Here is a 22,950-nt window from a genome sequence, read left to right on the forward strand (position 1 = left end):
CGGGGCCGGGCGACTAAGGTCGTGGACGTCAGCCGTTCGCACCGTGCCGCCCGTGAGGTGTCCCCATGCCGTCCGCGACCCCGCCCCCGGCCCGGGACGGACGCCGGCCCGCCGCCGACGCGGAAGCCGGGGCCGACGCCCTGCTCGGCTGGCTCACCGATCCCGGCGCGCCCCCGCTCTGCCTCGTCACCGGCGCCCCCGGCAGCGGCAAGACCGCCCTGCTCCACCGGCTCGCCGCACACGCCCCCCGCTCCGCCCGTGCCCGCCGCCGTCCCGCCCGCGTCCTCGTCCCGCTGGCCGGACAGAGCGCGCTCGGCGCGGCCTGGACCGTCGCGGACCGCCTCGGCGTCGTGGCCCGGTCGGCGGACGAACTCGTCGATGTCCTCGCCACCGGCGAGACCCGGTCCACGGGCCGGCCCGTCCTGCTCCTCACCGACCTGCACGCCGCCGCCGAACCCGCCGCGCTCACCCGGCTGATCGCGGAACTCGCGGACGTGGGGCGGGTCCGCCTCGTGGTGGAGACCCGCGGCGGGCTCCCCGCCCCCGCCGCCCCGCGCTCCGCGCGCGGCGTCGCCCTCGTGGACCTCGGCGGCGATCCCGCCCCCGCCGCCCCCGGCATACCCGTGGGGCCCGCCGGACCGCCGCCGGACCTCTCCGATCCGGTGGCCGTCTGCGTCGCGGACCCGCTCCTCGTCACCACGGCGTACGTCACGGGCGCCGCGCCCGCCGGTGTGCCCGGCACCCCCGACGGGCCCGAACCGTCCGGCCGCCCCGGCGGGTCCGCCGGTGACCACGGCGGCCTCCGGACCGCCTGGATGCGGGCCGGCCAGTCGCTCTGCCGCGACCAGGCCCCGGCGGACCGGGCCCTGATCCTGCTCGCCGCCCTCGGCGACGGGGCCGACCCCCGGCTGCGCCCCGCCCTCGCGGACCTCGCGCGGACGGCGCCCTGGCGGCTCCGGTGGGCCCGTCACCGGGGCGACCTGACCCCGCCCTGGCCGGGCCCCGTCACCGTCCTCGGCGCGGCGGGCGGGCCGCTGGAGGGCACCCTGCTCGTGGGCGACCGCACCGGCACCGTACGCCTGCTCCACGAGTCGGACGCCGGTTCCGCCGGGCGCCTGGCGCACACCGTCCCCGGCCGGATCGCGGCCCTGGCGCCCGCGCCGGACGGCACGGTGCTGCTCCTGGACGACCGGGGCAGGCTGCACGTCGTACGGGGAGCGGCGCCCCGCCCCCCGTACCTGGAACGCCTCACCGAGGCGGTCTCCGCGACCCTGGCCCGTCACCCGGGCACGGCCCTGGCGGCCGTCGCCGGTTCGGTGGTGGTGGGGGACCGGCTCGGTTCCGTGCACGCCTTCGGTCTCACCGGCCTCCACCAGGCCGCCTCCCACAGCGGCCGGGTCACCGCGGTCACGGCGGTCGGCTCCGCGACCCCCTTCGTCTGTTCCGGCGGTGCCGACGGGACCGTACGGCTCTGGACGCCGGGCCGGGACCCCCGCCCCGAACCCCTCGCCGCACGTCCCTCGCCGGTGGTCTCCCTGCACGCGGCGGAGACCCCGGACGGCCCCCTGGTCGCGGTGGCGTGGGGCGACGGCCTCGTGGAGCTCCACCGGACGGAGGGCGGCCCGACGCTCTCCGTCCGGCCGGGACCCCCGGTCCGCGCCGTCGCCGTCACCGGAGCCGGTTCCCTCCTCGTCGGCACGGACGAGAGTCTCCTCTGCCTCGCGCCGAACGGGTGACGAGCGGTCAAGCGCCTTCCGGCAGCGGCCTTTTCAGGTGGCCGGGCGTGGAATCAGCTGGGAGGCCAGCCAGGTGGGGACGCCGCCGAGCAGGCGGAACAGGCGCCGTGCCTCGGCCCGCAGGCGCCCGGCCTCCGGCTCCGTCTCCGTGGTGGCCAGGGCGGTGAGGGCCGGGGCCGTACCGACGAGGTAGCCCAACTCCTCCCGGATGCGCAGGGATTCCGCGAAACCGTGCCGGGCCTCCGCCACCTCGCCTTCCCTCAGGGCCAGTCCGGCGAGGTGCCGCCAGGTGGAGGAGAGCAGCAGCGAGTCCCCCTGGGCGGTCGCCCCCGCGTGCGCCCTGCGGTACGCGGCCAGGGCCGCCTGCGGGGAGTCGCCGAGGTTCTGCGCGATCAGCCCGCGCCGGAAGTCGAGCAGCGGCCGGCCGTCGGCGGAGGGGGCGATCAGCGCCGCCGCCCGGCCGAGCGCCATCCGGGCCTCGTCGGCCCGGTCGCGCACCCCGAGCAGGGTGGACGCGTAGGCGAGGTAACCGCGTTCGCAGGCGGCCGCCCCGCGTTCCTCGTCGGTACGGGCGACCGCCTCGGCCGTCCGGAGGGCCTCCTCCGCGTCGGCCCAGCCCTTCTCCGTGTAGAGGCAGCGCTCGATGAGGAGCGCGGCCCGTTCGAGCGCCGCGGCCGGTTCGGCGGCGCGCGGCGCGAGCAGGGCGGCCGCGTCCGTCCAGCAGCCCCGGGAGCGGAGCCGCCACACGGCGGTCTCCACGGGCGTCTCCCCGTCGTGGGCGAGGGACGGTTTTTCGCCGCCCCTTGATTCGGAACCAGACATGGCGGTGTCCGCCACATTGCCCTCCCCGAGCGCGCCATCGAGCTGTTGAGTAGACCCGCATCTCAGCACGAAGGGCAGCACCCGGCCAAGGGGTCGGGTGAAAGATTTCACAAGGGGGTGACCGGTGCGGAGAGCGTGCCCGGGGACGCTTCCGAGGACCCGTCAGGTCGCCGCAGGGCCCGGGACCCGGCCCTCGGGAGGACCCGTCGGCCGTCCCCGCCGACGGGTCCCACCAGCCCGGACACCACTCCTTCGGACTCCTCCGAAGGAGTGAATTCCCGGATGATTTTCCGGGCCCTCCCCGAACCCGCCGAGTCCTTCCCGAACCCGCCGCGAGCCCCCGGGGGCTCCGCGAGTCCGCGCGGTCCTCCCGGACCCTCCTCCGGGGAGCGCCTCAGCTCATCCGCAGCGCCAGGAAGAAGTCGAGCTTGTCCTCCAGGCGGGACAGGTCGCGGCCGGTGAGCTGCTCGATCCGGCCCACCCGGTACCGCAGCGTGTTCACGTGCAGGTGGAGACGGGCCGCGCAGCGCGTCCAGGAACCGTCGCAGCCCAGGAACGCCTCCAGGGTCGGGATCAGCTCCGCCCGGTGGCGCCGGTCGTAGTCGCGCAGCGGGTCGAGCAGACGGGCCGTGAACGCCCGGCGGACGTCGTCCGGCACGAACGGCAGCAGCAGTACGTGCGAGGCCAGCTCGTGGTGGCCGGCCGCGCAGACCCGGCCCGGCCGGGCGGCGGCGACCCGGCGGGCGTGCCGGGCCTCCTCCAGGGCCCCCCGCAGCCCCTCCGCCGAGTGCACCGCCGCGCTGACGCCCAGGGTGAGGCGCCCGTCGTCGGCGAGGCCCGCGGAGAGCGGAGCCCGTACGGCGGCCAGCAGCGCGTCCGCGTGCAGGCCGACGGCGGGCGTCCGGCCGCCGTCCCCGCCGTCCGGCGCCGGTCCGGAGGCCAGCGGGACCAGCGCGACGGCCTCGTCCCCGCTGTGGGCGACGGCTATCCGGTCGGCCGAGTCGGCGCCGACGGCCGCCGGGTCGACCAGGATCTCCTCCAGGAGCGCCTGCGCGACCGGTCCGTTGTCCGCGGCGGGACCCTGCCCCGCCTCCTGCTCCCACTCCACCCGGGCGACGACCACCTGCCAGTGCGGCGCCGTGCCCAGACCGGGCAGCAGCACCGGGGCGGCCACCCGCAGCCGGGCCGCGATCTCGGCGGGCGCGGCGCCCGTCTGCACCAGCTCCAGGACCTCCTGGGCGAGCCGGCGCCGCACCGCGCGGGACGCGTCGCGCCGGTCCCGCTCGACCGCGATCAGCTGGGTGACGCCCTGGAGCAGGTCCAGCCGGGCGGCCGGCCAGTCCCCGGCGTCCGCCTCCACGGCGAGCAGCCAGTCCGAGAGGACCGTCTCGCGCGCGTCCCGGGGGACCGGGGCGGCTCCCCGGCCGGTGTTGCGGATCGGGAAGAGCGAGTACGTCGTACCGCCGCGGGTCACCCGGTGCGGTCCGCGCCGGCCGCTTCGCGCGGCGGCCAGGTGCTCACCGGCCAGGGTGGCGGCGAGCCCGCCGTCCAGGGGCTCCCCGGCGCCCGCGATACGGCGGCCGGTGGGGGAGAGGACCCAGGCCCGCAGGTCCAGGTCGGAGCCGAGCAGGTCGAGGACGACCTCGGGGCCGCCGCCCGCCGGGCCGGAGGTCATCAGGCGCCGGTGCCGGTCCACGACGGCCGCCAGGTCCCCGGCCCGCTCGCCGGAGACCTGCCGGACGACGTGCTCGGTGATCGTCGCGAACGCAACGGACTCGTTGACCCCGAAGAGCGGCAGCCGGTGGCGCGAACACGCCTGTACGAGAGCGTCGGGAACGTCCCCGAGTTCCGCCTCGCCCGCCGCGAGGGCGGCCACCCCCGCCGAGGTCAGGATGCGGACGAAGGGCTCGGCGTCGGCCGGCTCCCGCAGCCAGGCGAGACCGGTGAGGACCAGTTCGCCGCCGGACAGGTACCGGCTGGGGTCCTTGAGGTCCGTCGTCATCACGCCCCGGACGGTGCGGTCCATCTCGTCCTCGCCGCCGAGCAGGCGCAGCCCCAGCGCGTCGTTCTCCAGCAGTGCGCGCAGCCGCATGGTGTCGCCGCCGTCCTTCTCGTCAGTGGTGGTGGGTGTCGCATAGGGGACGGTGCGGCGGTGCCCGCGTTTCCGGGGGGAAACGGTGAGGCCGCCGCTTTCCGTCTTTTCCGTCTTTCGTTCGAATCTACAAGACGACGACGGACCCCAGCCAACTCCTTCATGTTTTCGGTGACTGCACCCGGGCGATCGTGGACTTGTGTACTGGGTCACACACCGCGTGAACAGCACATGAACCGAAGCCGAGGGCCGGTCGTCTCTCCGGGCCCGTCCCCCCGATCTCCAGAACCACGGGAAGAGAACCCCCATGGACTTCCTTCGCCCCGCCGACTGGGAGGAAGCGCTCGCCGCCAAGGCCGAGCACCCCACGGCCGTGCCCATCGCGGGTGGCACCGACGTCATGGTCGAGATCAACTTCGACCGGAGGCGTCCCGAGTACCTGCTGGACCTGAACCGGATCGGACCGCTGCGCGAGTGGGAGGTCGGCGAGGAGACCGTCCGCCTCGGCGCCTGCGTCCCGTACACCCGCATCATGGAGGACCTGCGGGCCGAGCTGCCGGGCCTGGCGCTCGCCTCGCGTACGGTCGCCTCCCCGCAGATCCGCAACCGCGGCGGCGTCGGGGGCAACCTCGGCACCGCCTCGCCCGCCGGGGACGCCCACCCGGCCCTGCTCGCCGCGGGCGCCGAGGTCGAGGCCGCCTCGGTGCGCGGCAGCCGCCTCATCCCGATCGACGCGTTCTACACGGGCGTGAAGCGCAACGCCCTCGCGCCGGACGAACTCATCAGGGCCGTCCACATCAGGAAGGCGGACGGCCCCCAGCAGTACTCCAAGGTCGGCACCCGCAACGCGATGGTCATCGCCGTCTGCGCCTTCGGCCTGGCCCTCCACGCGGAGACCCGGACCGTGCGCACCGGCATCGGCTCCGCCGCGCCGACCCCGGTCCGCGCCGAAGCGGCCGAGGCGTTCCTGAACGCGGCCCTGGAGGAGAGCGGCTTCTGGGACGGCGGCGGGGCCGTCGCCCCGTCGGTCGCGCGGCGGTTCGCCGACCTCTGCGCCGGTGCCACCGACCCGATCGACGACGTCCGGGCCACCGCCCGGTACCGCCGTCACGCGGTCGGCGTCATGGCCCGCCGCCAGCTCGGCTGGGCCTGCGAGCGGTACCGCGGCACCGGCCGCGCGTCCGAGGGGGCCGCATGACGATGCGCGTCGCCTTCACCGTCAACGGGCGCCCGCAGGTGGCCGACGGGGTCTGGGAGGGCGAGTCCCTCCTCCACGTCCTGCGCGAACGGCTGGGGCTGCCCGGTTCCAAGAACGCCTGCGAGCAGGGCGAGTGCGGCTCCTGCACGGTCCGCCTCGACGGCGTGCCCGTCTGCTCCTGCCTCGTCGCCGCCGGCCAGGCGGAGGGCCGCGAGATCCTCACCGTCGAGGGCCTGGCGGAGTTCGCCGGGCGGCGCGAGAAGGCCCGCCGGGAAGGCGGCGCCCCGGCCGCCCCGACGGGCACGGCCGGGAAGCGGGAGGCCGGGCCCGTTCAGGACTCGCAGACCGGCGAGGGCGTCGAACTGAGCCCCGTCCAGCGGGCGTTCCTCGACACCGGCGCCGTCCAGTGCGGCTTCTGCACCCCCGGCCTGCTGGTCGCGGCCGACGAACTCCTGGAGAGGCTGCCCGACCCGTCCGACCAGGACATCCGCGAGGCCCTCTCCGGCAACCTGTGCCGCTGCACGGGCTACGAGAAGATCCTCGACGCGGTCCGCCTGGCGGCCGCCCGCCGGGGAGGGACGGACCGGACATGAAGCGGACCACCCGCACCGTGCCCGCCGGCACGCCCGCGCACGTCACCCAGCACCACACCGGGGGCGGCATCGGCGAATCCACGCTCCGCCCCGACGGCGTCCTCAAGGTCACCGGCGAATTCGCGTACTCCTCCGACATGTGGCACGAGGACATGCTGTGGGGCCGGACCCTCCGCTCCACCGTCGCCCACGCCGAGATCGTCTCCCTCGACGTCTCCGAGGCCCTCGCGACCCCCGGCGTGCACGCCGTCCTCACCCACGACGACCTGCCGACCGCGACGAAGCACTACGGCCTGGAGATCCGGGACACCCCCGTCCTCGCCCACCGCCGGGTCCGCCACCACGGCGAACCGGTCGCCCTGGTCGCCGCCGACCACCCGGAGACCGCCCGCCGCGCCGCCGCCAGGATCAAGGTCGTGTACGAGGAACTGCCCCTCGTCACCGACGAGGCGTCCGCCCTCGCCCCCGGCGCGCCGCTGCTCCACGGGGACCGCGACGACCACCACGCCCGTCACGTCCCGCACCCCAACGTCGTGCGCCGCCAGCCGGTCGTGCGCGGCGACGTGGCGGAGGCCCGGCGGCGGGCCGACGTGATCGTGGAGGGCGACTACGTCTTCGGCATGCAGGACCAGGCGTTCCTCGGCCCGGAGTCCGGCCTCGCCGTACCCGCCGAGGACGGGGGCGTGGACCTCTACGTCGCCACCCAGTGGCTCCACTCCGACCTGCGCCAGATCGCCCCCGTCCTCGGCCTGCCCGAGGAGAAGGTCCGCATGACGCTCTCCGGCGTCGGCGGCGCCTTCGGCGGCCGCGAGGACCTGTCGATGCAGATCCACGCCTGCCTCCTGGCGCTCCGCACCGGCAGACCCGTCAAGATCGTCTACGACCGCTCCGAGTCCTTCTTCGGCCACGTCCACCGCCACCCGGCCAGACTCCACTACGAGCACGGCGCCACCAGGGACGGCCGGCTCACCCACCTCAGGGCCCGGATCGTCCTCGACGGCGGCGCCTACGCCTCGTCCTCCCCGGCCGTCGTCGGCAACGCGGCCTCGCTCGGCGCCGGACCGTACGCGATCGACGCCGTCGAGATCGAGGCGCTCGCCCTCTACACCAACAACCCGCCCTGCGGCGCCATGCGCGGCTTCGGCGCCGTCCAGGCGTGCTTCGCGTACGAGGCGCAGATGGACCGGCTCGCGAAGGAACTCGGCATGGACCCGGTGGAGTTCCGGCGGATCAACGCCATGGAGCAGGGCACGGTCATGCCCACCGGCCAGGTCGTCGACTCGCCCGCCCCGGTCGCCGAACTGCTGCGCCGGGTCAAGGAGCGCCCGATGCCGCCCGAGCGCCAGTGGGAGACCGCCGGCGAGGACGCGGACGTCCGCGCGCTGCCCGGCGGCCTCTCCCACACCACCCACGGCGAGGACGTCGTCCGGGGCGTCGGCTACGCCGTCGGCATCAAGAACGTCGGCTTCTCCGAGGGCTTCGACGACTACTCGACCGCCCGCGTGGTCCTCCGGGCCGTCAACGGCGAACCCGTCGTCACCGTCCACACGGCCATGGCGGAGGTCGGGCAGGGCGGCGTCACCGTGCACGCCCAGATCGCCCGCACGGAGCTGGGCGTCGCCCGGGTGACCATCCAGCCCGCCGACACCCGGGTCGGGTCCGCCGGTTCGACGTCCGCCTCCCGGCAGACGTACATGACCGGCGGCGCGGTGAAGAAGGCGTGCGAGGCCGTCCGCGAGGAGGTCCTGGAGATCGCCCGCCGCAAGAACGGTGCCCGCCACCCCGCCTGGGCGGCCGCCGGGCTCCTCCTGGCGGACGGCGGGATCGTCACCGGCGACGGCGAGGTCCTCGCGACCCTGGTCGACGTCCTGGAGGGCGAGGACCCGATCGACGTCGTGCGGGAGTTCCGCCACCGCCCGACCGTCCCCCTCGACCCGGTCACCGGCCGGGGCGGCGGCCACGTCCAGTACGCCTTCGCCGCGCACCGCGCGGTGGTCGAGGTGGACACCGGGCTCGGCCTGGTCAAGGTCGTCGAACTCGCCACCGCCCAGGACGTGGGCAGGGCGCTCAACATGCTCTCCACCGTCGGCCAGATCCAGGGCGGCACCGTCCAGGGCCTGGGCATCGCGCTGATGGAGGAGATCGTCGTGGACCCGGAGACCGCGAAGGTGCGCAACCCCTCCTTCACGGACTACCTGATCCCGACGATCCTCGACACGCCGGACCTCCCGGTCGACGTGCTCGAACTCGCCGACCCCCACGCGCCGTACGGCCTGCGGGGAGTCGGCGAGGCCCCGACCCTGTCGTCCACCCCGGCCGTCCTCGCGGCGATCCGGGACGCGACGGGACGGGAGCTGACCAGGGTGCCGGTCCGCCCCGAAGCGCTCACCGGCACCCAGTAGACGCCTCCGGGCGGTACGGCTCGTCCCGGGGACGCCACCCTTCCCCGCCCGTACCGCCCGGAGTCCGCACCACCCCGTCCGCCCCGGGCCGTCCCCCGGGTCGTGCGGCCACGCACCATCCCGAATCCCGCGCTCTTCGACGGACCGGAACCCTCCGGAGCCCGGCGCGGGTGCCCCTTTGAACCTTGGGAGCAGGCCCCATGACCCAGTCGTCAGTGGAGCCCAGGACCACCGCGGAGGACGCGGGCCCCGGCTCGCGCAACCCCGCGGGAAGGTCCTGGCTCGACCGGTACTTCCACATCTCGGAGAGAGGCTCCACCGTCGCCACGGAGGTGCGCGGCGGCGTCACCACCTTCATGGCGATGGCGTACATCCTCCTCCTCAACCCCCTGATCCTCGGCGGCAAGGACGTCGAGGGGAACCTGCTCGGCCAGCCGGCGCTCATCACCGCCACCGCCCTCACGGCCGCCGTGACGACCCTCCTCATGGGTTTCTGGGGCAAGGTGCCGCTCGCCCTGGCCGCCGGCCTGAGCGTCTCCGGCGTGATGGCCTCCCAGGTCGCCCCCGTCATGACCTGGCCGCAGGCCATGGGCATGTCCGTGGTCTACGGCGCGGTGATCTGTCTCCTGGTCGTCACCGGCCTCCGCGAGATGGTGATGAACGCGATCCCGCTCGCCCTGAAGCACGCCATCACCATCGGCATCGGCCTCTTCATCGCGATCATCGGCTTCGTGAAGGCCGGTTTCGTGCACGAGAACCCCGCCCCGGGCGGCGGCCCCGTCACCCTCGGCCCGGCCGGTGAGCTCCAGGGCTGGCCCGTCCTGATCTTCGCCGTCACCCTGCTGCTGATCTTCGCGCTCCAGGCCCGCAACGTCCCCGGCGCGCTCCTCATCGGCATCGTCGCCGGAACGGTCGTCGCGGTGATCGTCAACGCGGTCGCCGACATACCCGCCAAGGCGTGGTTCTCCGGTCCGCCGGAACTCGGTGGCGGCGCGGTCTCCGCACCGGACTTCTCGCTCTTCGGAAAGGTGTCCTTCACCGGCTGGGGCGACGTCGGCTACCTCACGATCACCATGATCGTCTTCACCCTGGTGCTCGCCGGCTTCTTCGACGCCATGGCGACCATCCTCGGCGTCGGCACCGAGGCGAAGCTCGCCGACGAACAGGGCCGCATGCCCGGCCTCTCCAAGGCCCTCTTCATCGACGGCGCCGGCGGGATCGTCGGCGGCGTGGGCGGCGCCTCGGGCCAGACGGTCTTCGTGGAGTCCGCCACCGGCGTCGGCGAGGGCGCCCGCACGGGCCTGGCCTCCGTGGTCACCGGCGGGTTCTTCGCCCTCTGCCTCTTCTTCACCCCGCTGACCGCGATCGTGCCGCAGGAGGTCGCCGCCGCCGCCCTGGTCGTCATCGGCTCGATGATGATGCAGAACGCCCGGCACGTGGACTGGGGCGACCGCTCCGTGGCGATCCCGGTGTTCCTCACCGTGGTCCTGATGCCGTTCACTTACACCATCACGACGGGCGTCGCCGCCGGTGTCATTTCCTACGCGGTGATCAAGACGGCACAGGGGAAGGTGCGGGAGGTGGGCGCCTTCGTGTGGGCCCTGACGGCGATCTTCCTCGTGTACTTCGCCATCCATCCGATCGAGGGCTGGTTCGGCGTCGGCTGACGCCCGGCGGCCCTCCCGCACCTCCCGAGGAGAACCGAGATGCTGGACATCGCCGAAGAGCTGCACCGGTGGGTCGGGCAGGGGCGCGACGTCGCCGTCGCCACCGTGGTGGCGGTCGGCGGCAGCGCCCCCCGGCAGCCGGGCGCCGCCCTCGCCGTCGACGGCGGGGGCACGGCGATCGGATCGGTCTCCGGGGGGTGCGTGGAGGGCGCGGTGTACGACCTCTGCGTCCAGGCGCTCGACGACGGCCGGACCGTCGCCGAGCGCTTCGGCTACAGCGACGAGGACGCCTTCGCGGTGGGTCTGACCTGCGGCGGGACCATCGACGTCCTCGTCTCCCCGGTCCGCGGCGGAGTCGTCCCCGCCGCGCTCGCGGCCGCCGCGGCGGGGGAGACGGCGGCCCTGGCGCGGATCGTCGCCGGTCCGGACGGCCTGCTCGGGCGCGCGCTCCTGGTCCGCCCCGACGGCTCGTACGAGGGAAGTCTCGGCGGCCCCCCGGCACGGGACCGCGCCGCGGCCGGTGCGGCCCGCGCGCTGCTCGACGCGGGCCGCACCGGCACCGTGGAGATCGGCGAGGACGGCAGCCGCTGCGGGCAGCCGCTGACCCTCCTGGTCGAGTCCTCGGTCCCGGCCCCGCGCATGATCGTCTTCGGTGCCGTCGACTTCGCGTCCGCGCTCGTACGGGTGGGGAAGTTCCTCGGCTACCGCGTCACCGTCTGCGACGCGCGGCCCGTCTTCGCCACCCGGACCCGCTTCCCCGAGGCCGACGAGATCGTGGTCGAATGGCCCCACCGCTATCTGGAGGCCGCCTCCGCCGCGGGCGGACTCGACGGACGGACCGTGCTGTGCGTCCTCACCCACGACGCCAAGTTCGACGTGCCCCTGCTCGAAGTGGCCCTCCGGCTCCCCGTCGCCTACGTCGGCGCCATGGGCTCCCGCCGCACCCACGAGGACCGCAACGAACGGCTGCGCGAGGCCGGCGTCACCGAGGCCGAACTCGCCCGCCTGCGCTCCCCGATCGGCCTGGACCTCGGCGCCCGTACGCCGGAGGAGACCGCCCTGTCGATCGGCGCCGAGATCGTCGCCCACCGCCGGGGCGGCAGCGGGGTGCCCCTCGCCGGCGCCCACACCCCCATCCACCACGACGGACCCCCGGACCCGGCCGGCGGGCCGGGGGACACGGCCCGGGAAGCGGTGGCCGGGGAGCTGTAGCCGGGGTCGGTACACGGGGGCGGCCGGCCGGGGTGTCAGGTGCCGGTGCCGGTAACGCTGTTCACCGGGCGGAGGGGGCGGCCGGCGCCGGGCCGCACGCCGGTGCGGCCGGGGAGGTCACGCCGGTTCGGCCAGGGAGGCCGGGTCCGCCGGGAGCGCGTCCCACGGGGGAGGAGCGGTCTGGTCGGTCCAGGCCGTCAGGGCCTCGCCGTCGACACAGAGGATCCCGCACGTGGCGGCGTACTCGGCGGCCGGCGCGGTGAAGGAACTGGTGGTCACGACCACGGCCACGTCGGCCCCGTGGACGGTGAAACAGGTGCCGCCGAACCTCTGGAGGTCCTGGGAGCCCACCCGGTTGGTCTCGGCGTAGTGCTTGCACTGGATCACCAGGCGGCGGCCGTCCACGGTCGTCGCGATCACGTCGGCGCCCAGGTCGCCCGCCCCGCCCACCACTTCCACGGGGGTGCAGCCGTCCCGGGCGCAGAGCGCGGCCACCGTGTGCTCGAAACCGTCCGCGTCGACCGCCGCGTGGTCCAGGGCCTCGGCCCCGACGTCGGGCACCACGGGCTCACCGGGCGCGCCCGCCGTGTCGGGCACGCCGGGGACGTACGGGCCGGCCACCGTCCCGGGCCCGGCCGGGCGCCGGGCCCGGCGGTCGCGGACGGCCGACGCGCTCCTCCGGACCATCGCGAGACCGACGGCCAGCGCGCCGAGGGCGGCGAGCGCCACCAGCACGGCGGCCGGGACCCCCGACCCGCGGCTCTCAGCCGCCTCGGCCGTCTTGAAGAAGAGGGCCAGACCGCCGACGCATATCCCCGTGAGCCCGATCGCGAGCACCAGATCGCGCCCGACGGCCACGGGGCCGCGCCGGGCCGTCGCGCTGTTCTTCCCGGTCGCCCTCATCCGGACCCCTCCCTCGCTCGTGTACGGCTCCACGCGCGCCGCGGCCCCCCACCCGGGACGGGTGCGGGGTCCGCGGCGGCGCCGGTTCTGCGGCTCAGTGCCTGAAGGCGTCCTTCGTCTTCTCCTTGGCCTCGCGGGCGTCACCCTTCGCCCGCTCGGCGCGGCCCTCGCCGGCCATCCGCTCGTTGCCGATCGCGCGGCCCGTGGTCTCCTTGATCGCGCCCTTGACCTGCTCGCCCTTGGCCCGCATCTTCTCGTCGCCCGACATGGTGACTCCTCTCCGGGAAACCGTGGCTCCGGGTTCCCGTGTTCTCGTGCGTTCCTCTGTCCGTGGTGGAAATCCGCATAACCGTGAACCCGTTCCCGAAACGCGGGGAACCGGATTCTTCGCCCCTTCCGGCTCCCGCGCCCCTTCCGGTGCCCCCGGTCCTTCCGGTCTCTCCGGGGCCCTTCCGGAGGCGGCGCCGGAACTCCGCGCCCGACCCGCGACAATGGCCGTCAGGGGACCGTGCCGCGCGTACGCGGGCACGGTCCGGCCGTCTCGCGGACGAAGGAACGACGATGTGGGAAGAAGGCCGGCGCGTGAGGCTGGCGGTGGATCTCGGGCTGTCCGGAGAGGCCGTCCCGGCCGGTGGGTCCGTACCGGGGACGGACGCCTGTTTCCTGGCCCTGGGGGCGGGCGCCGAGGGCACCGTCGAGCGGGTGGACGAGGAGCGGGAACCGGAGCGGGACGTCCGCGAGTACGAACGGCTCACGTCGCTCCTGGGCGACTTCGGCCACCAGATGCCCCCGGACAGCAGGAAGCGGCTCGAAGAGCAGATCGCTTCCCTGGAACCGGCGTGGACCGCGCACCGGGAGCGGGGACCCCGCCCGCGCGTCCGCGTCCGCTTCGACAACGGGTTCGTCGTGGACGGGGCGCCCGGGGACCTCTTCACGGCCCTCTGACTCCTCCGCCGCCCCGGCCGGCCTTGGGGCACATCCGTACAGCGGTGAACGCTGAGCCGGTGATCAGGGATCGGGTCGGCTCATGGGCGGGACTGCCGCAGCCAGACGTTCGGGTGGGGCTGGGCCTGGAGCCGTTCGCGCAGCTCGGCGGTGGGCGGATCCCCGGGGCGGCGGACGCGTACCGGCTTGGGCCGCATCGGTGGGCCGTCGCCCGCCGATTGTCAGAGGCCGCTGGCAATATCGCCGCCGTGAACGTCACCCGTACCACTCCACCACGGCCGTTCGACGTGGCCGCGGCCTTCCCTCAGCTGGCCCCGCTGGCCCGCACGGCGACCCGGCTGCATCCCCGCCCCGGCTCTCCGTCCCCATACGACAGTTCGGTCGGCGGGCCGCTGCTGTGGCCCTCCAGCCAGCCGTGGCTGTACTGCGACAAGTGGCACGAAGGTCCGGTTTCCCCTCTTCTGCCAGTGGCCCAGCTGTACGTGCGCGACGTGCCCCTGCTGCGGCCGCCCGGACGGACCGATCTGCTCCAGGTGCTGTGGTGTCCCTCAGAGCACCCGCCGGAGTACAAGCCCACGACCGAGCTGTTCTGGCGAACCGCCGCCGACGTCACCCACGTCCTTGCCTCGCCGCCCAAGCCGAGCGAGGTGCAGTACGGCTACCTGCCGGAGCCGTGCGTGCTCGCACCGGAGCAAGTCACCGAGTACCCCAACTTTCTGGAGTTGGGCGAGGGGTTGCGGCAGCAGCTGAGCGACTGGAGCCTGTGGAAGGCGGCCGGAGTCGAGATAGACGATCGCTATGAGGCCGCTCCGCAAGAGTTCTACATGAACGAGCTGTCGGAGGCCCCTGGCTGGAAGGTCGGTGGATGGGCACCTTGGGGCCTCACCGATCCCATCGCCCGGTTCTGTATCAACTGTGGCGCCGCGATGAATCCGCTGCTGACCATCGCCTCGGACGAATGCCGTGACTACAGAAGGGGTTGGACCCCGCACGAGGACCAAGCCGTCGCCGTGCTCGACAACGACCCCGTGTCGAACCCGCCCGGGATCCAGGTCTCCGACGCGAATCATCTGCAGCTCTACGTTTGCCCGACGTGCTACACGCATACCGACCTGATCCAATGAGTCAGTGCTGGAGCCCCCGCGACGGCCGGGGCGGGAGGCTCTTCCGACAGCCGGCCACTCAGCCGAACGAGGACACGGCCGTTCCGGATGTACGGCCTGGGAGACAGTTGTCCCGAGGCGGCAGCGAGCTCCGTTGTCGGAGTCACTTGGCAAGATCGCGGCTATGAACAGCACGCTGACCAAAGATCTTCTGCCGACCCCCGCCAGCGGGGCGGCCCCGTGTGCTGCACGCCCAAGATCGTCGGCTTGGCGTCAACCGCTGTACTGGTGTGCCCCAAGGCCGCCGGGCACGGGACGGGCGTCAGGCGTGCCGGGCGAAGACCTCGCGGACGTGGGCGAGGTCCGCCTCCCTCTCCTTCTCGTCCTCGTACAGGCCGTCCTCGTCCCGCGCCGCCACGACGGTCTCCGGGGTGAGGTCCCGGCCGAAGCGGTAGGCGTCCAGGCAGTAGTCGAAGCCGGACTCGCCGAAGAGGTCCACGTCCTCGCGGCGGCAGTGCTCCGCCAGGCCGTCGGACACGTGCCAGCGCGCGCCGTCGTACCAGAAGACGCCGCCCGCGTAATGGATCGTCCGGCCCGTCGCGGGGTCCGTGAGGTTCAGCGACTCGTAGTTCTCGGGACGGTCGCGGACCAGGGCGACGAGGGACTCGGGGACGCCCTCGTAGAAGGACTCCTGGAGGGCGAAGTCCCCCTCGGCGTACAGGTTCAGCTCCGACTCGTGGTCGAAGGTCAGCAGCAGGACGCGGCCGTCCCCCGCGAAGTACCAGACCGCGGACTGGCCGCCGCCGTCGTTCCAGGCCGGACGGCACGCGCCGGGCACCGTCACCGGTTCGACCCCGGTGAGCTCGTCCACGACGGCCGCGCGGCGCCGCACCTCCGGAAGGGGGGTCGCCGCCAGGGCGTCCCACATCGCGTTGTTCATCCCCGCAGGGTATCCACCGCCTACGACAGGACCGTTGCCCGGCGCCCCGCCGGCCGCCCCCGCTCCCGGCACGGGCGTACCGCCGCTCCCGTCCGCCCCCGCCCGGCCGGTGGGGTGGCGGGGCGGTCACAGCCGCTTCAGGCAGTCCTCGAACTCGGGGAGCGTCACCAGGCCGTCGCCGTCGACGTCGGCCTTGCGGAACAGGTGCCGCAGGGCCTCGTCGTCGTGCTCCCGCCCCGTCAGCCGCCTCACGGCACGGCCGAACTCGCGCACATCGAGCCGCCAGTCGTCGTCGGTGTCGAACTCCCCGAACACCGCGCGGACTTCCGTCGGCGCGCCCCCGTCGCTCATGCGGTCTCCTCGTCGTCGCCCCGGCCCCGTCGCCGGATGCGGACCGGCTGCCCGCTCCTCGCGCGTGCCAAACGGTGCCGCCCGGGAGCGGCACCGTCCGGCGCGCGACGGGTCCGCCGCCCGGCCGCCCTTCCGGAGCGGGTCAGACGCCCAGGAGGGACCGGAGGTGGGCGCAGGCGTCCGCCTCGGTGGGGTGCACGGCGACCGGTTCGTACGCGCCCCGCTCGTACACCCCGGTCTCCCAGCCGCTCCCGTCCGGCGCCGCCCGCAGGTAGGCGAAGTCGGTCGGGACGGGGGACGGTTCGTGGACGCCCTCGATCCAGTAGTACCCGGCGGGCACACCGGCGTCGCCGAGCGCCCGCTCCAGCGCGCGGAGGTCGGTCACGCGGGAACCCGTGCCAGGTAGCCGTGGTCCAGGAGCCACTTCACGTTGAGGCGCTGCCCCTCGCCCGGGTCGAGGAAGACCGGGTCCAGCTTGATCTGGCGGCCGCCGCCCGGCTGCTCGAACCAGGGCGCGACGGAACCCTCCCAGACCACGAACGCCCGCCTCACCTCGTACACGCGGTAGTCGCAGGGAACGGCCGCGTCACGGGTGTTGAGGTTCTGCGGGGGCAGCGCCCGTTCGGCGTAGGCGTCGCCCGCGGGGGCCAGGTAGCCGCCGTACTCCGAACCGAAGCGGTCCAGGCGCTCGCCCGGTGTCAGGAGGTCGGGGGACTTGTCGACCTCGCCGTTGACCTCGCCGAAGCCGTCGTTCGGCGGGTACTTCCAGCCCCCGGTGTCGGCCGGGCCCTCCCAGTACTTCTTGAGGAAGGCGGCGGGGGAGAGCTTCCCGGTCCGGTGGTACCCGTCGAGCAGCGGTCCGACCGGCTTCTGGTTCTTCTTCGGCAGGTACCGCGGCCCGAGCCGGCCGTCGTCCTGGAACTCCCCGGTGCAGGGGGCGTGCGCCGCAGCCCGGTGCTCCCCGGTGGGCGCGACGGGCGCGGCCTGTGCCGCGGGGGCCGCCGTGAGGGCGGCGGTGACGCCCGTGGCGGCGAGTACGGCACGGATTCTGAGAACGGTACGGCTGTGCTCCACGCGGAGGTCTCCTCGGAACGGATCGGCCAGGGGCGCGGCACACGGTAACGGAGCGCGGACGCGGAGTGACGGAGGGGGTGGGGTGGAAACCGGCCATTCGCGCCGGGCCGTCCGGGCGGGGCGCGCCGGGACCGCCTCCGGGCCCGTGGGCGTGCGGGGCCCGTGCGCGTCCGGGAGCCGGAGGCGTCCCCGGTCCCGGAGGCGTCCCCGGGGTCCGGCTCAGGCCTTCCGGAGTCCGCTGAGGAGCAGTTCGGCCAGCTGGTCGTACGCCTCGGCATCGGCCAGGCCGGTCGCGGCGGCGACCTGGCGCCGCTGGATGCGGACCATCACGGAGGAGATGACGTCGGCGGCGAAGGTCACGTGCACCTCGCGGAAGACGCCGGTCCGCACGCCCTCCTCGATGAGCTGCTGGACCCGGCCGGCCGCCGCGCGGGTGTTGCGCTCGTACACCTCGGCCGCCGGCTCGAAGGCCGCCACGTCGTCGAAGAACCGCGGCGAGACCGGTGCCAGCTCGGCCGAGACGGCCCGCAGGTAGGCGGCGAGCCGCTCGGCCGGGCCGGTGGCGGCCGCGAGGACGGCCTCGACCCGGGCCGTGGCGCGCCGGAAGAAGTGCACGACCGCCGCGCGGACCAGCTGTTCCTTGCTGCCGGCCAGACCGTACAGGGTCCGCTTCGAGCAGTGCAGCCGGGCGGCGAGATCGTCGAGCGTCAGCCGGGCGAAGCCCTCGTCGACGAGGAGGGCGACCAGCTCCTCGAAGAGGGCGGAGCGGCGTGCCGCCCCGCGGCCCGTCAGGTGCGGGGTGTCGGCGGCGGTGGTCTCGATCACCCCGCCAGTATTCCAGGCCGCCCCTCCGGGGGGTTGCGGCGGCTCCCGCCTGCGCTACTCTCAGCGGTACTGCAGTACCTCTGCCAGTACCACTTTGCGCGCCGCTGGAGTCGCCATGGATGTCGACCGCCTGCTTCCCACCCCCGAAGCCGCGGACCTCATCGCCCTCACCCGGGAGATCGCCGACAAGGAACTCGCCCCCCGGGTGGACGCGCACGAGGCCGCCGAGACCTATCCCGAAGGGCTCTTCGCGAAGCTCGGGGAGGCGGGGCTCCTGGGCCTCGCGTACCCCGAGGAGTACGGCGGCGGGGGCCAGCCCTACGAGGTCTACCTCCAGGTCCTGGAGGAGCTGGCGGCGCGCTGGGCGGCCGTGGCCGTCGCCACCAGCGTCCACACGCTGGCCTGCCACCCCCTCCACGCCTTCGGCACCCCGGAGCAGAAGGAGCGCTGGCTGCCCGCGATGCTGGAGGGCCGGACCATCGGCGGCTACAGCCTCTCCGAGCCGCAGGCCGGCTCCGACGCCGCCGCCCTCACCTGCAGGGCGGAGCGGCAGGACGACGGCAGCGGGTACCGGATCACCGGCACCAAGGCATGGATCACCCACGGCGGCCGGGCCGGCTTCTACACCCTCTTCGCCCGCACGGCCCCCGGCAGCCACGGCGTCTCCTGCTTCCTCGCCCCCGGCACCGCGGAGGGCCTCAGCTTCGGGGTGCCCGAGCGCAAGATGGGCCTCCAGGCCGTTCCCACCACCTCCGCCCACTGGGACGGCGCCCTCATCGAGGAGGACCGCCTCGTCGGGAAGGAGGGACAGGGCCTCCAGATCGCCTTCAGCGCCCTCGACAACGGCCGCCTCGGCATCGCCGCCTGCGCCACGGGCCTCGCCCAGGCCGCCCTGGCCGCCGCCGTCGACCACGCCAACGAGCGCACCACCTTCGGCCGCCGGATCATCGACCACCAGGGCCTCGGCTTCCTCCTCGCCGACATGGCCGCCGCCGTCGACGCGGCCCGCGCCACCTACCTGGACGCGGCCCGCCGCCGCGACCTCGGCCGCCCCTTCAGCCGCCAGGCCAGCGCGGCCAAGCTCATCGCCACCGACACGGCCATGAAGGTCACGACGGACGCGGTCCAGGTCCTCGGCGGTTACGGCTACACCCGCGACTTCCCCGTGGAGCGCTACATGCGCGAGGCCAAGATCATGCAGATCTTCGAGGGGACCAACCAGATCCAGCGGCTGGTGATCAGCCGGGGGCTGGTGCGGGCGGAGAAGTAGCGGGTCGACGCCTGGGCGAGCGAGAAAGGTGCCGCACCCCTCTGCGGCACCGCCGTGAGTCCGGCCGCGCACCTCCCACCCCGCGCGGCCGGGCTCATGCGTGGCGAGGGCCCGACCGCACGTGCTCCTCGTGCCGTGGGGACGTCGATTCCGTGGTGCTACTCGGTGAAGGCGCTCCGCTCTCCGGAACCGATCGGGGCGCCTTCGTGATGCGGGACGACCAGGTCAGTGCGGGATGCTGTCGATGACGTCCCGAACTCCCTGCCGCAGGAGGGCGACGGCGACGGACGTGCCGAGTGTGGCCGGGTCGAGGCGGCCCGCCCATTCGTGGACGTTGAGCACCGTCTTGCCGTCCGGACTGCCTGAGCGACAGATCTGCCTCGTTGCTCCCCTGCCAGGATTTCGAGGGCGCAGGACGCTCTATTTGTGGGGGGAGCCAACTACGGTGTGCACGCGTACAGCGAAGTCCCTCACCCGCGGGTCGCGCGGCCATTGCTGGAGGTCGGCGGTGACGGTGTGGAGGTAGGCGTGGGCGCGGGTGGACTTCACGGTGCTGAGGATGCCGAGTGCTTGGTCGGCTGAGGTGAGTGCGCGGTCGAGGTCGCCTGCGTGGACGTGGCTGCTGGCCAGGACCGCGTGGCGGATGCCGGTGGCGCGGGTGAAGCGGCTGGCGGGCATGGGTTCGGCAAGGCGGTTCCATCTGAGGGCGGCTTGTGGCTGGCCGAGGTCGCGGTGGATTTCGATTGCGTCGGCCGCCAGGCGCTCGGGGGTGAAGTAGGCCAGGTGCTGGGGATCGTGGGCGCCGGGGCGGACTGCGTCGAGGAGTAGTTCGGACTGGGCCAGGGCGGCTCCGGCGGCAGCCCGGTCCTTCATGCGGCCGTGGGCGCGGGCCTCGGCGAGTTTGGCGAAGGCCAGGACGCGGGGGGCCGCGTGGCCATGGCCGCGCTCGTAGGCGCCTTCTGCCATGTCGGCTGCCTGCTCGGGGAATCCCCGGAGCATGGCCTGGAGGGCCATGGTGGTCAGGACGTAGCAGCCGGTCTCGATGTCGCCAGTGGAGCGGGCGAGGCTGAGGGCCTGGATGAAGTGGCGCTGGGCGACGTCGTGGTGGCCGGCGTCGAAGGCGGCCCAGCCCACCACGCGGGAGAGTTCGGCGGTGGCGGCGAACAGTTCGCGGCCGACGGCCTCGGTGTAGGTGCCGCGGAGCATCGGGGCGGCCTGGGTCTGGAGGCAGCGGGTGATCGAGCTGTTCTGCCAGTGGCCGCCGCCGAAGCGGGAGTCCCACACTCGGGCCTCTTCTGATGCGGCCCATAGCCCGTCCACGTCGGTCCGCCCCACCCGGCGAGCGCTGGAGGTGACGGGGGCGCTGGGCGGAGTGGCGGCGGTGGCGGGTTTGGCGAGCCAGCGGGTGACGGGCGTGGTGTAGGCGCCGAGGGCGAACCCTGTGGTGAGGAATCGTCTGCGGCTGTCCACGGGGGTCCTCCAGTACGTTGACGCGACGCGTACGGCGTCAGCGGGGTCGCGGGGGAAATCCAACCCCATGGTCGGCACCGGTGTTGACGTCGTGGACATGCCGATGTCGTCGGTGCTGACGGGTCGCCCGAGGCGTTCTGCCAGGACAGCGGCCACGAACTCGGGCGTCCGCCCGCGCGGGACCATCCCCAGATTCACCCATCTGGTGACACTTGTGTGCTCGTACCGCAGGGTGACTCCGGCCAGCCGACCGCGCTCGTTCACCAGCCGGGCCAGAGCCTTGTGGCTCAGGTTCGCCTCGGCGAGGAGGCGCGTCAGGTCTGCGTTGGGGTGGGTCTGACGCCGTGTAGTTGTTGCCACCGCGACCTCGCGTTCAGCCGGCGCCGCCGTGGCCTTCGGCGGCATGGGAGACGAGCCTAGGACCGCTGAGTCGCTGCCCGAAGACGAACGGCGTTGTTCGCCCCCCGAGTTCGCCCCCCGTGGAGTTCGCCCCGCTAGTTCGCCTCCCCGTGCCGGGCGAGCGGCGCTTTCCTGAACCTCCGCCAGCGAGCCGGACGTCGGCTCGCCCCCTTCCGCCCGGCTGGCCGGGCGGAAGGAGCGGACGGTCTTCTCCCGGAGGTACTTCATGCCCTCTGAGCCCGAGCAGCTGCGGATCGCCGTCGGCTCCGACGACGCCGGCCGTACGTACAAGGATCTCCTCGCCGAGGCACTGCGGGCTGACGGCCGTGTCGCCGAGGTTCGGGACGTCGCCGACGGCTTCGCGGCCGGGGCCGCCTACCCGCTCGTCGCGCTCGCTGCGGCCGAGCAGGTCGCCGACGGCCTCGCGGACCGGGCGCTGCTGGTGTGCCACACCGGTCTCGGTATGGCCATCGCCGCGAACAAGGTGCCCGGGATTCGGGCCGTCACGGCGCACGACGTGGTGTCGGTGCGGGCGTCGGTCCTGTCCAACGACGCCCAGGTCCTTGCGCTCGGGCAGGGCGTCATCGGGCTCGCGCTGGCCCGGCGCCTGGTCGACGAGTGGCTGACCCATCGCTTCGCCCCGGGCACGTCGGCGACGGCGAAGCTCGCCGCGATCCGCGACTACGAGGAGAACCGCGCGAGCGGCGCGGTGGCCGGACGGGGGTGCTGACGATGGCGGTGGACACGAGCACGGTCCCGGACGTCGACCCGGCGCTCTTGCGGTGGCCGGTCGAGCCGCAGCAGGGCGGCTGGTACACCGACGCCGAGCACGAGGTGCTGGACCGGGTCATCAGGGAGTCGGACGACTGGCGCACCGGCTGGCGCCAAGCCGTCTACCTCGGCCGGTTCGAGGAGGCGTTCGCGGCGTACTGCGGCGCTGGGCACGCGATCGGGTTCAACTCCGGAGGCACCGCCCTGGAGATGGTTCTGCGGGCCCTGGAGCTGAAGGCCGGGGACGAGGTGATCTCCTGCGCGGTCAACTTCGTCGGCCCGCACGTCGCGGTCATCGGGCAAGGCGGGCGTCTGGTGCTCGCCGAGCCCGACCCGGACACTTTCGGTCTCGACCCTGTTGATACCGAGCGCCGCCTCACCCCGCGCACCCGGGCGATCCTGCTGACCCACTGGAACGGGGCCGTCGCCGACGTCCACCGGTTCGTGGAGTTGGCCGCGCGGCACCCGCACCCGGTGCACGGGCCGCCGAAGGTGATCGTGGACGCCGCCCGCGCCTGCGGCGGCCGGACGCCGAACGGCGGGCGGGTCGGCGCCGAGGGCTGGGCCACGGTCTTCTCCTTCGAGTCGAAGAAGCTGATGACCACGCTCGGGCAGGGCGGGATGGTCACCACCGGCGACCCCGCGCTCGACGAGCGGCTGCGGCTCCTGCGCGGCTACGGCGGGCTGGGGGAGTCCTGGGGCACCAACCAGATGCTCTCGAAAGCGCAGGCCGCGGTCGGGATCGTCCAGCTTGCACGGCTGGATGAGATGAACGGCGCGCGGATCGCCCGCGCGCACGCTCGCACCCGAGCGCTCGCCGGCGTCGCCGAGCTGACGCTGCCGCCGACCTGGCACGAGAGACGGCACCTGTACTACCGGCACAACCTCCTCGTCCCCGACGCCTGGGCCGGAGCCGGCCGGAACGAGCTGATGTACGTGCTCGCCGCCCAGTACGGGGTCGGCAGCATCATCAGCGACCCCGTCACCCCGCACAGCAAGGCCCTGATCCGCAGCCACACCGCCGGCCAGCACGTTCCGCGCGCCGAACGGCTCGCCGCGCGGCTGCTGTGCCCGGTCTTCCACCCGCGGATCAGCGACGCCGACGAGGCCGCCATCTGCGACGCGATCCGCCGGGCCGTCGCCGACGTCGCCCGCACCCGCCCCACCACCTGAACCA

The 22,950-nt window shown here is 74.1% G+C and carries 21 protein-coding genes and 1 pseudogene; 11 read left to right on the forward strand and 11 right to left on the reverse strand.

Features of this window, described 5'->3' with window-relative positions:
• Positions 1-65: 65 nt before the first annotated feature.
• Entirely contained in the window at positions 66-1,736 is a 1,671-nt protein-coding gene (locus ACFYZY_RS22415) for a hypothetical protein (protein ID WP_388696891.1), read from the forward strand.
• A 33-nt stretch (positions 1,737-1,769) separates the two neighbouring features.
• On the opposite strand, the gene ACFYZY_RS22420 is transcribed toward ACFYZY_RS22415, so the two are convergent.
• Both ACFYZY_RS22420 and ACFYZY_RS22425 read right to left on the reverse strand, forming a co-directional pair.
• A complete protein-coding gene (locus ACFYZY_RS22420; protein WP_388696893.1) occupies positions 1,770-2,558 on the reverse strand; it encodes a hypothetical protein in 789 nt (262 codons plus the stop codon).
• 394 nt (positions 2,559-2,952) lie between these two features.
• Complete coding sequence (locus tag ACFYZY_RS22425) at positions 2,953-4,650, reverse strand: PucR family transcriptional regulator (RefSeq protein ID WP_388696896.1); 1,698 nt, start codon at positions 4,648-4,650, stop codon at positions 2,953-2,955.
• Between the two features lie 307 nt (positions 4,651-4,957).
• Here ACFYZY_RS22425 and ACFYZY_RS22430 point away from each other — a divergent pair, with 307 nt between their 5' ends.
• From ACFYZY_RS22430 to ACFYZY_RS22450, 5 genes are all read left to right on the forward strand, one after another.
• The gene (locus tag ACFYZY_RS22430; protein WP_388696899.1) at positions 4,958-5,848 is read left to right on the forward strand and encodes an FAD binding domain-containing protein; all 891 of its coding nucleotides are present in this window, start codon (positions 4,958-4,960) and stop codon (positions 5,846-5,848) included.
• Between the two features lie 2 nt (positions 5,849-5,850).
• Positions 5,851-6,441, forward strand: a complete 591-nt coding sequence (locus ACFYZY_RS22435; protein ID WP_388696972.1) for a (2Fe-2S)-binding protein — start codon at positions 5,851-5,853, stop codon at positions 6,439-6,441.
• Positions 6,438-8,843: a xanthine dehydrogenase subunit D gene (gene pucD / locus ACFYZY_RS22440; RefSeq protein WP_388696902.1), complete on the forward strand. Its 2,406-nt coding sequence runs from the start codon at positions 6,438-6,440 to the stop codon at positions 8,841-8,843. The genes ACFYZY_RS22435 and pucD overlap by 4 nt, the downstream gene beginning before the upstream one ends.
• Positions 8,844-9,043: 200 nt before the next feature.
• Positions 9,044-10,510, forward strand: a complete 1,467-nt coding sequence (locus ACFYZY_RS22445) for an NCS2 family permease (protein ID WP_388696905.1) — start codon at positions 9,044-9,046, stop codon at positions 10,508-10,510.
• Positions 10,511-10,549: 39 nt separating this feature from the next.
• Entirely contained in the window at positions 10,550-11,722 is a 1,173-nt protein-coding gene (locus tag ACFYZY_RS22450) for an XdhC family protein (protein WP_388696908.1), read from the forward strand.
• Between the two features lie 117 nt (positions 11,723-11,839).
• On the opposite strand, the gene ACFYZY_RS22455 is transcribed toward ACFYZY_RS22450, so the two are convergent.
• Both ACFYZY_RS22455 and ACFYZY_RS22460 read right to left on the reverse strand, forming a co-directional pair.
• Positions 11,840-12,625, reverse strand: coding sequence for a restriction endonuclease (locus tag ACFYZY_RS22455; protein WP_388696910.1), 786 nt, complete (start codon positions 12,623-12,625; stop codon positions 11,840-11,842).
• Positions 12,626-12,719: 94 nt separating this feature from the next.
• The gene (locus ACFYZY_RS22460) at positions 12,720-12,893 is read right to left on the reverse strand and encodes a CsbD family protein (protein WP_388696912.1); all 174 of its coding nucleotides are present in this window, start codon (positions 12,891-12,893) and stop codon (positions 12,720-12,722) included.
• Positions 12,894-13,207: 314 nt separating this feature from the next.
• Here ACFYZY_RS22460 and ACFYZY_RS22465 point away from each other — a divergent pair, with 314 nt between their 5' ends.
• Positions 13,208-13,570, forward strand: a complete 363-nt coding sequence (locus tag ACFYZY_RS22465; RefSeq protein WP_388696914.1) for a hypothetical protein — start codon at positions 13,208-13,210, stop codon at positions 13,568-13,570.
• A 248-nt stretch (positions 13,571-13,818) separates the two neighbouring features.
• Positions 13,819-14,694 (forward strand): hypothetical protein, encoded by an 876-nt coding sequence (locus ACFYZY_RS22470; RefSeq protein ID WP_388696975.1) that lies wholly within the window; start codon positions 13,819-13,821, stop codon positions 14,692-14,694.
• Between the two features lie 301 nt (positions 14,695-14,995).
• Here the strand turns inward: ACFYZY_RS22470 and ACFYZY_RS22475 are convergent, their stop codons facing one another.
• The 5 genes from ACFYZY_RS22475 to ACFYZY_RS22495 form a co-directional block, all read right to left on the reverse strand.
• Positions 14,996-15,613, reverse strand: coding sequence for a hypothetical protein (locus ACFYZY_RS22475; protein ID WP_388696917.1), 618 nt, complete (start codon positions 15,611-15,613; stop codon positions 14,996-14,998).
• A 126-nt stretch (positions 15,614-15,739) separates the two neighbouring features.
• Positions 15,740-15,964, reverse strand: coding sequence for an EF-hand domain-containing protein (locus ACFYZY_RS22480; RefSeq protein WP_388696919.1), 225 nt, complete (start codon positions 15,962-15,964; stop codon positions 15,740-15,742).
• A 142-nt stretch (positions 15,965-16,106) separates the two neighbouring features.
• A complete protein-coding gene (locus ACFYZY_RS22485) occupies positions 16,107-16,349 on the reverse strand; it encodes a hypothetical protein (RefSeq protein WP_388696922.1) in 243 nt (80 codons plus the stop codon).
• The gene (locus ACFYZY_RS22490) at positions 16,346-17,038 is read right to left on the reverse strand and encodes a TNT domain-containing protein (protein ID WP_388696924.1); all 693 of its coding nucleotides are present in this window, start codon (positions 17,036-17,038) and stop codon (positions 16,346-16,348) included. The genes ACFYZY_RS22485 and ACFYZY_RS22490 overlap by 4 nt, the downstream gene beginning before the upstream one ends.
• A gap of 219 nt (positions 17,039-17,257) precedes the next feature.
• A complete protein-coding gene (locus ACFYZY_RS22495) occupies positions 17,258-17,863 on the reverse strand; it encodes a TetR/AcrR family transcriptional regulator (RefSeq protein WP_388696927.1) in 606 nt (201 codons plus the stop codon).
• 115 nt (positions 17,864-17,978) lie between these two features.
• On the opposite strand from ACFYZY_RS22495, the gene ACFYZY_RS22500 reads away from it, so the two are divergent.
• Positions 17,979-19,133, forward strand: coding sequence for an acyl-CoA dehydrogenase family protein (locus ACFYZY_RS22500; RefSeq protein WP_388696928.1), 1,155 nt, complete (start codon positions 17,979-17,981; stop codon positions 19,131-19,133).
• A gap of 225 nt (positions 19,134-19,358) precedes the next feature.
• On the opposite strand, the pseudogene ACFYZY_RS22505 reads toward ACFYZY_RS22500, so the two are convergent.
• Positions 19,359-19,493: pseudogene (locus ACFYZY_RS22505) on the reverse strand (hydroxymethylbilane synthase); the annotation flags it as partial.
• A 60-nt stretch (positions 19,494-19,553) separates the two neighbouring features.
• On the reverse strand, positions 19,554-21,008 hold the full coding sequence (locus tag ACFYZY_RS22510) for a sporulation protein (protein ID WP_388696931.1): 1,455 nt from the start codon (positions 21,006-21,008) through the stop codon (positions 19,554-19,556).
• A 220-nt stretch (positions 21,009-21,228) separates the two neighbouring features.
• On the opposite strand from ACFYZY_RS22510, the gene ACFYZY_RS22515 reads away from it, so the two are divergent.
• Both ACFYZY_RS22515 and ACFYZY_RS22520 read left to right on the forward strand, forming a co-directional pair.
• Positions 21,229-21,732 carry an RpiB/LacA/LacB family sugar-phosphate isomerase gene (locus ACFYZY_RS22515; protein ID WP_388696934.1) on the forward strand — a complete coding sequence of 168 codons (504 nt, stop codon included), beginning with the start codon at positions 21,229-21,231 and terminating at the stop codon, positions 21,730-21,732.
• A gap of 2 nt (positions 21,733-21,734) precedes the next feature.
• The gene (locus ACFYZY_RS22520) at positions 21,735-22,946 is read left to right on the forward strand and encodes a DegT/DnrJ/EryC1/StrS family aminotransferase (RefSeq protein ID WP_388696936.1); all 1,212 of its coding nucleotides are present in this window, start codon (positions 21,735-21,737) and stop codon (positions 22,944-22,946) included.
• Positions 22,947-22,950: the final 4 nt, after the last annotated feature.

This window comes from Streptomyces sp. NPDC001744 (genome assembly GCF_042892575.1).
Lineage (GTDB): Bacteria > Actinomycetota > Actinomycetes > Streptomycetales > Streptomycetaceae > Streptomyces.

Bases quoted from the DNA above. Each gene is read 5' to 3' on its own strand.
- ACFYZY_RS22500 (WP_388696928.1), top strand. From the start codon at position 17,979: ATGGATGTCGACCGCCTGCTTCCCACCCCCGAAGCCGCGGACCTCATC.
- ACFYZY_RS22450 (WP_388696908.1), top strand. From the start codon at position 10,550: ATGCTGGACATCGCCGAAGAGCTGCACCGGTGGGTCGGGCAGGGGCGC.
- ACFYZY_RS22480 (WP_388696919.1), bottom strand. From the start codon at position 15,964: ATGAGCGACGGGGGCGCGCCGACGGAAGTCCGCGCGGTGTTCGGGGAG.
- ACFYZY_RS22520 (WP_388696936.1), top strand. From the start codon at position 21,735: ATGGCGGTGGACACGAGCACGGTCCCGGACGTCGACCCGGCGCTCTTG.
- ACFYZY_RS22435 (WP_388696972.1), top strand. From the start codon at position 5,851: ATGCGCGTCGCCTTCACCGTCAACGGGCGCCCGCAGGTGGCCGACGGG.
- ACFYZY_RS22425 (WP_388696896.1), bottom strand. From the start codon at position 4,650: ATGCGGCTGCGCGCACTGCTGGAGAACGACGCGCTGGGGCTGCGCCTG.
- ACFYZY_RS22460 (WP_388696912.1), bottom strand. From the start codon at position 12,893: ATGTCGGGCGACGAGAAGATGCGGGCCAAGGGCGAGCAGGTCAAGGGC.
- pucD (WP_388696902.1), top strand. From the start codon at position 6,438: ATGAAGCGGACCACCCGCACCGTGCCCGCCGGCACGCCCGCGCACGTC.
- ACFYZY_RS22510 (WP_388696931.1), bottom strand. From the start codon at position 21,008: ATGCCGCCGAAGGCCACGGCGGCGCCGGCTGAACGCGAGGTCGCGGTG.
- ACFYZY_RS22475 (WP_388696917.1), bottom strand. From the start codon at position 15,613: ATGAACAACGCGATGTGGGACGCCCTGGCGGCGACCCCCCTTCCGGAG.
- ACFYZY_RS22445 (WP_388696905.1), top strand. From the start codon at position 9,044: ATGACCCAGTCGTCAGTGGAGCCCAGGACCACCGCGGAGGACGCGGGC.
- ACFYZY_RS22415 (WP_388696891.1), top strand. From the start codon at position 66: ATGCCGTCCGCGACCCCGCCCCCGGCCCGGGACGGACGCCGGCCCGCC.
- ACFYZY_RS22430 (WP_388696899.1), top strand. From the start codon at position 4,958: ATGGACTTCCTTCGCCCCGCCGACTGGGAGGAAGCGCTCGCCGCCAAG.
- ACFYZY_RS22455 (WP_388696910.1), bottom strand. From the start codon at position 12,625: ATGAGGGCGACCGGGAAGAACAGCGCGACGGCCCGGCGCGGCCCCGTG.
- ACFYZY_RS22420 (WP_388696893.1), bottom strand. From the start codon at position 2,558: ATGTCTGGTTCCGAATCAAGGGGCGGCGAAAAACCGTCCCTCGCCCAC.
- ACFYZY_RS22515 (WP_388696934.1), top strand. From the start codon at position 21,229: ATGCCCTCTGAGCCCGAGCAGCTGCGGATCGCCGTCGGCTCCGACGAC.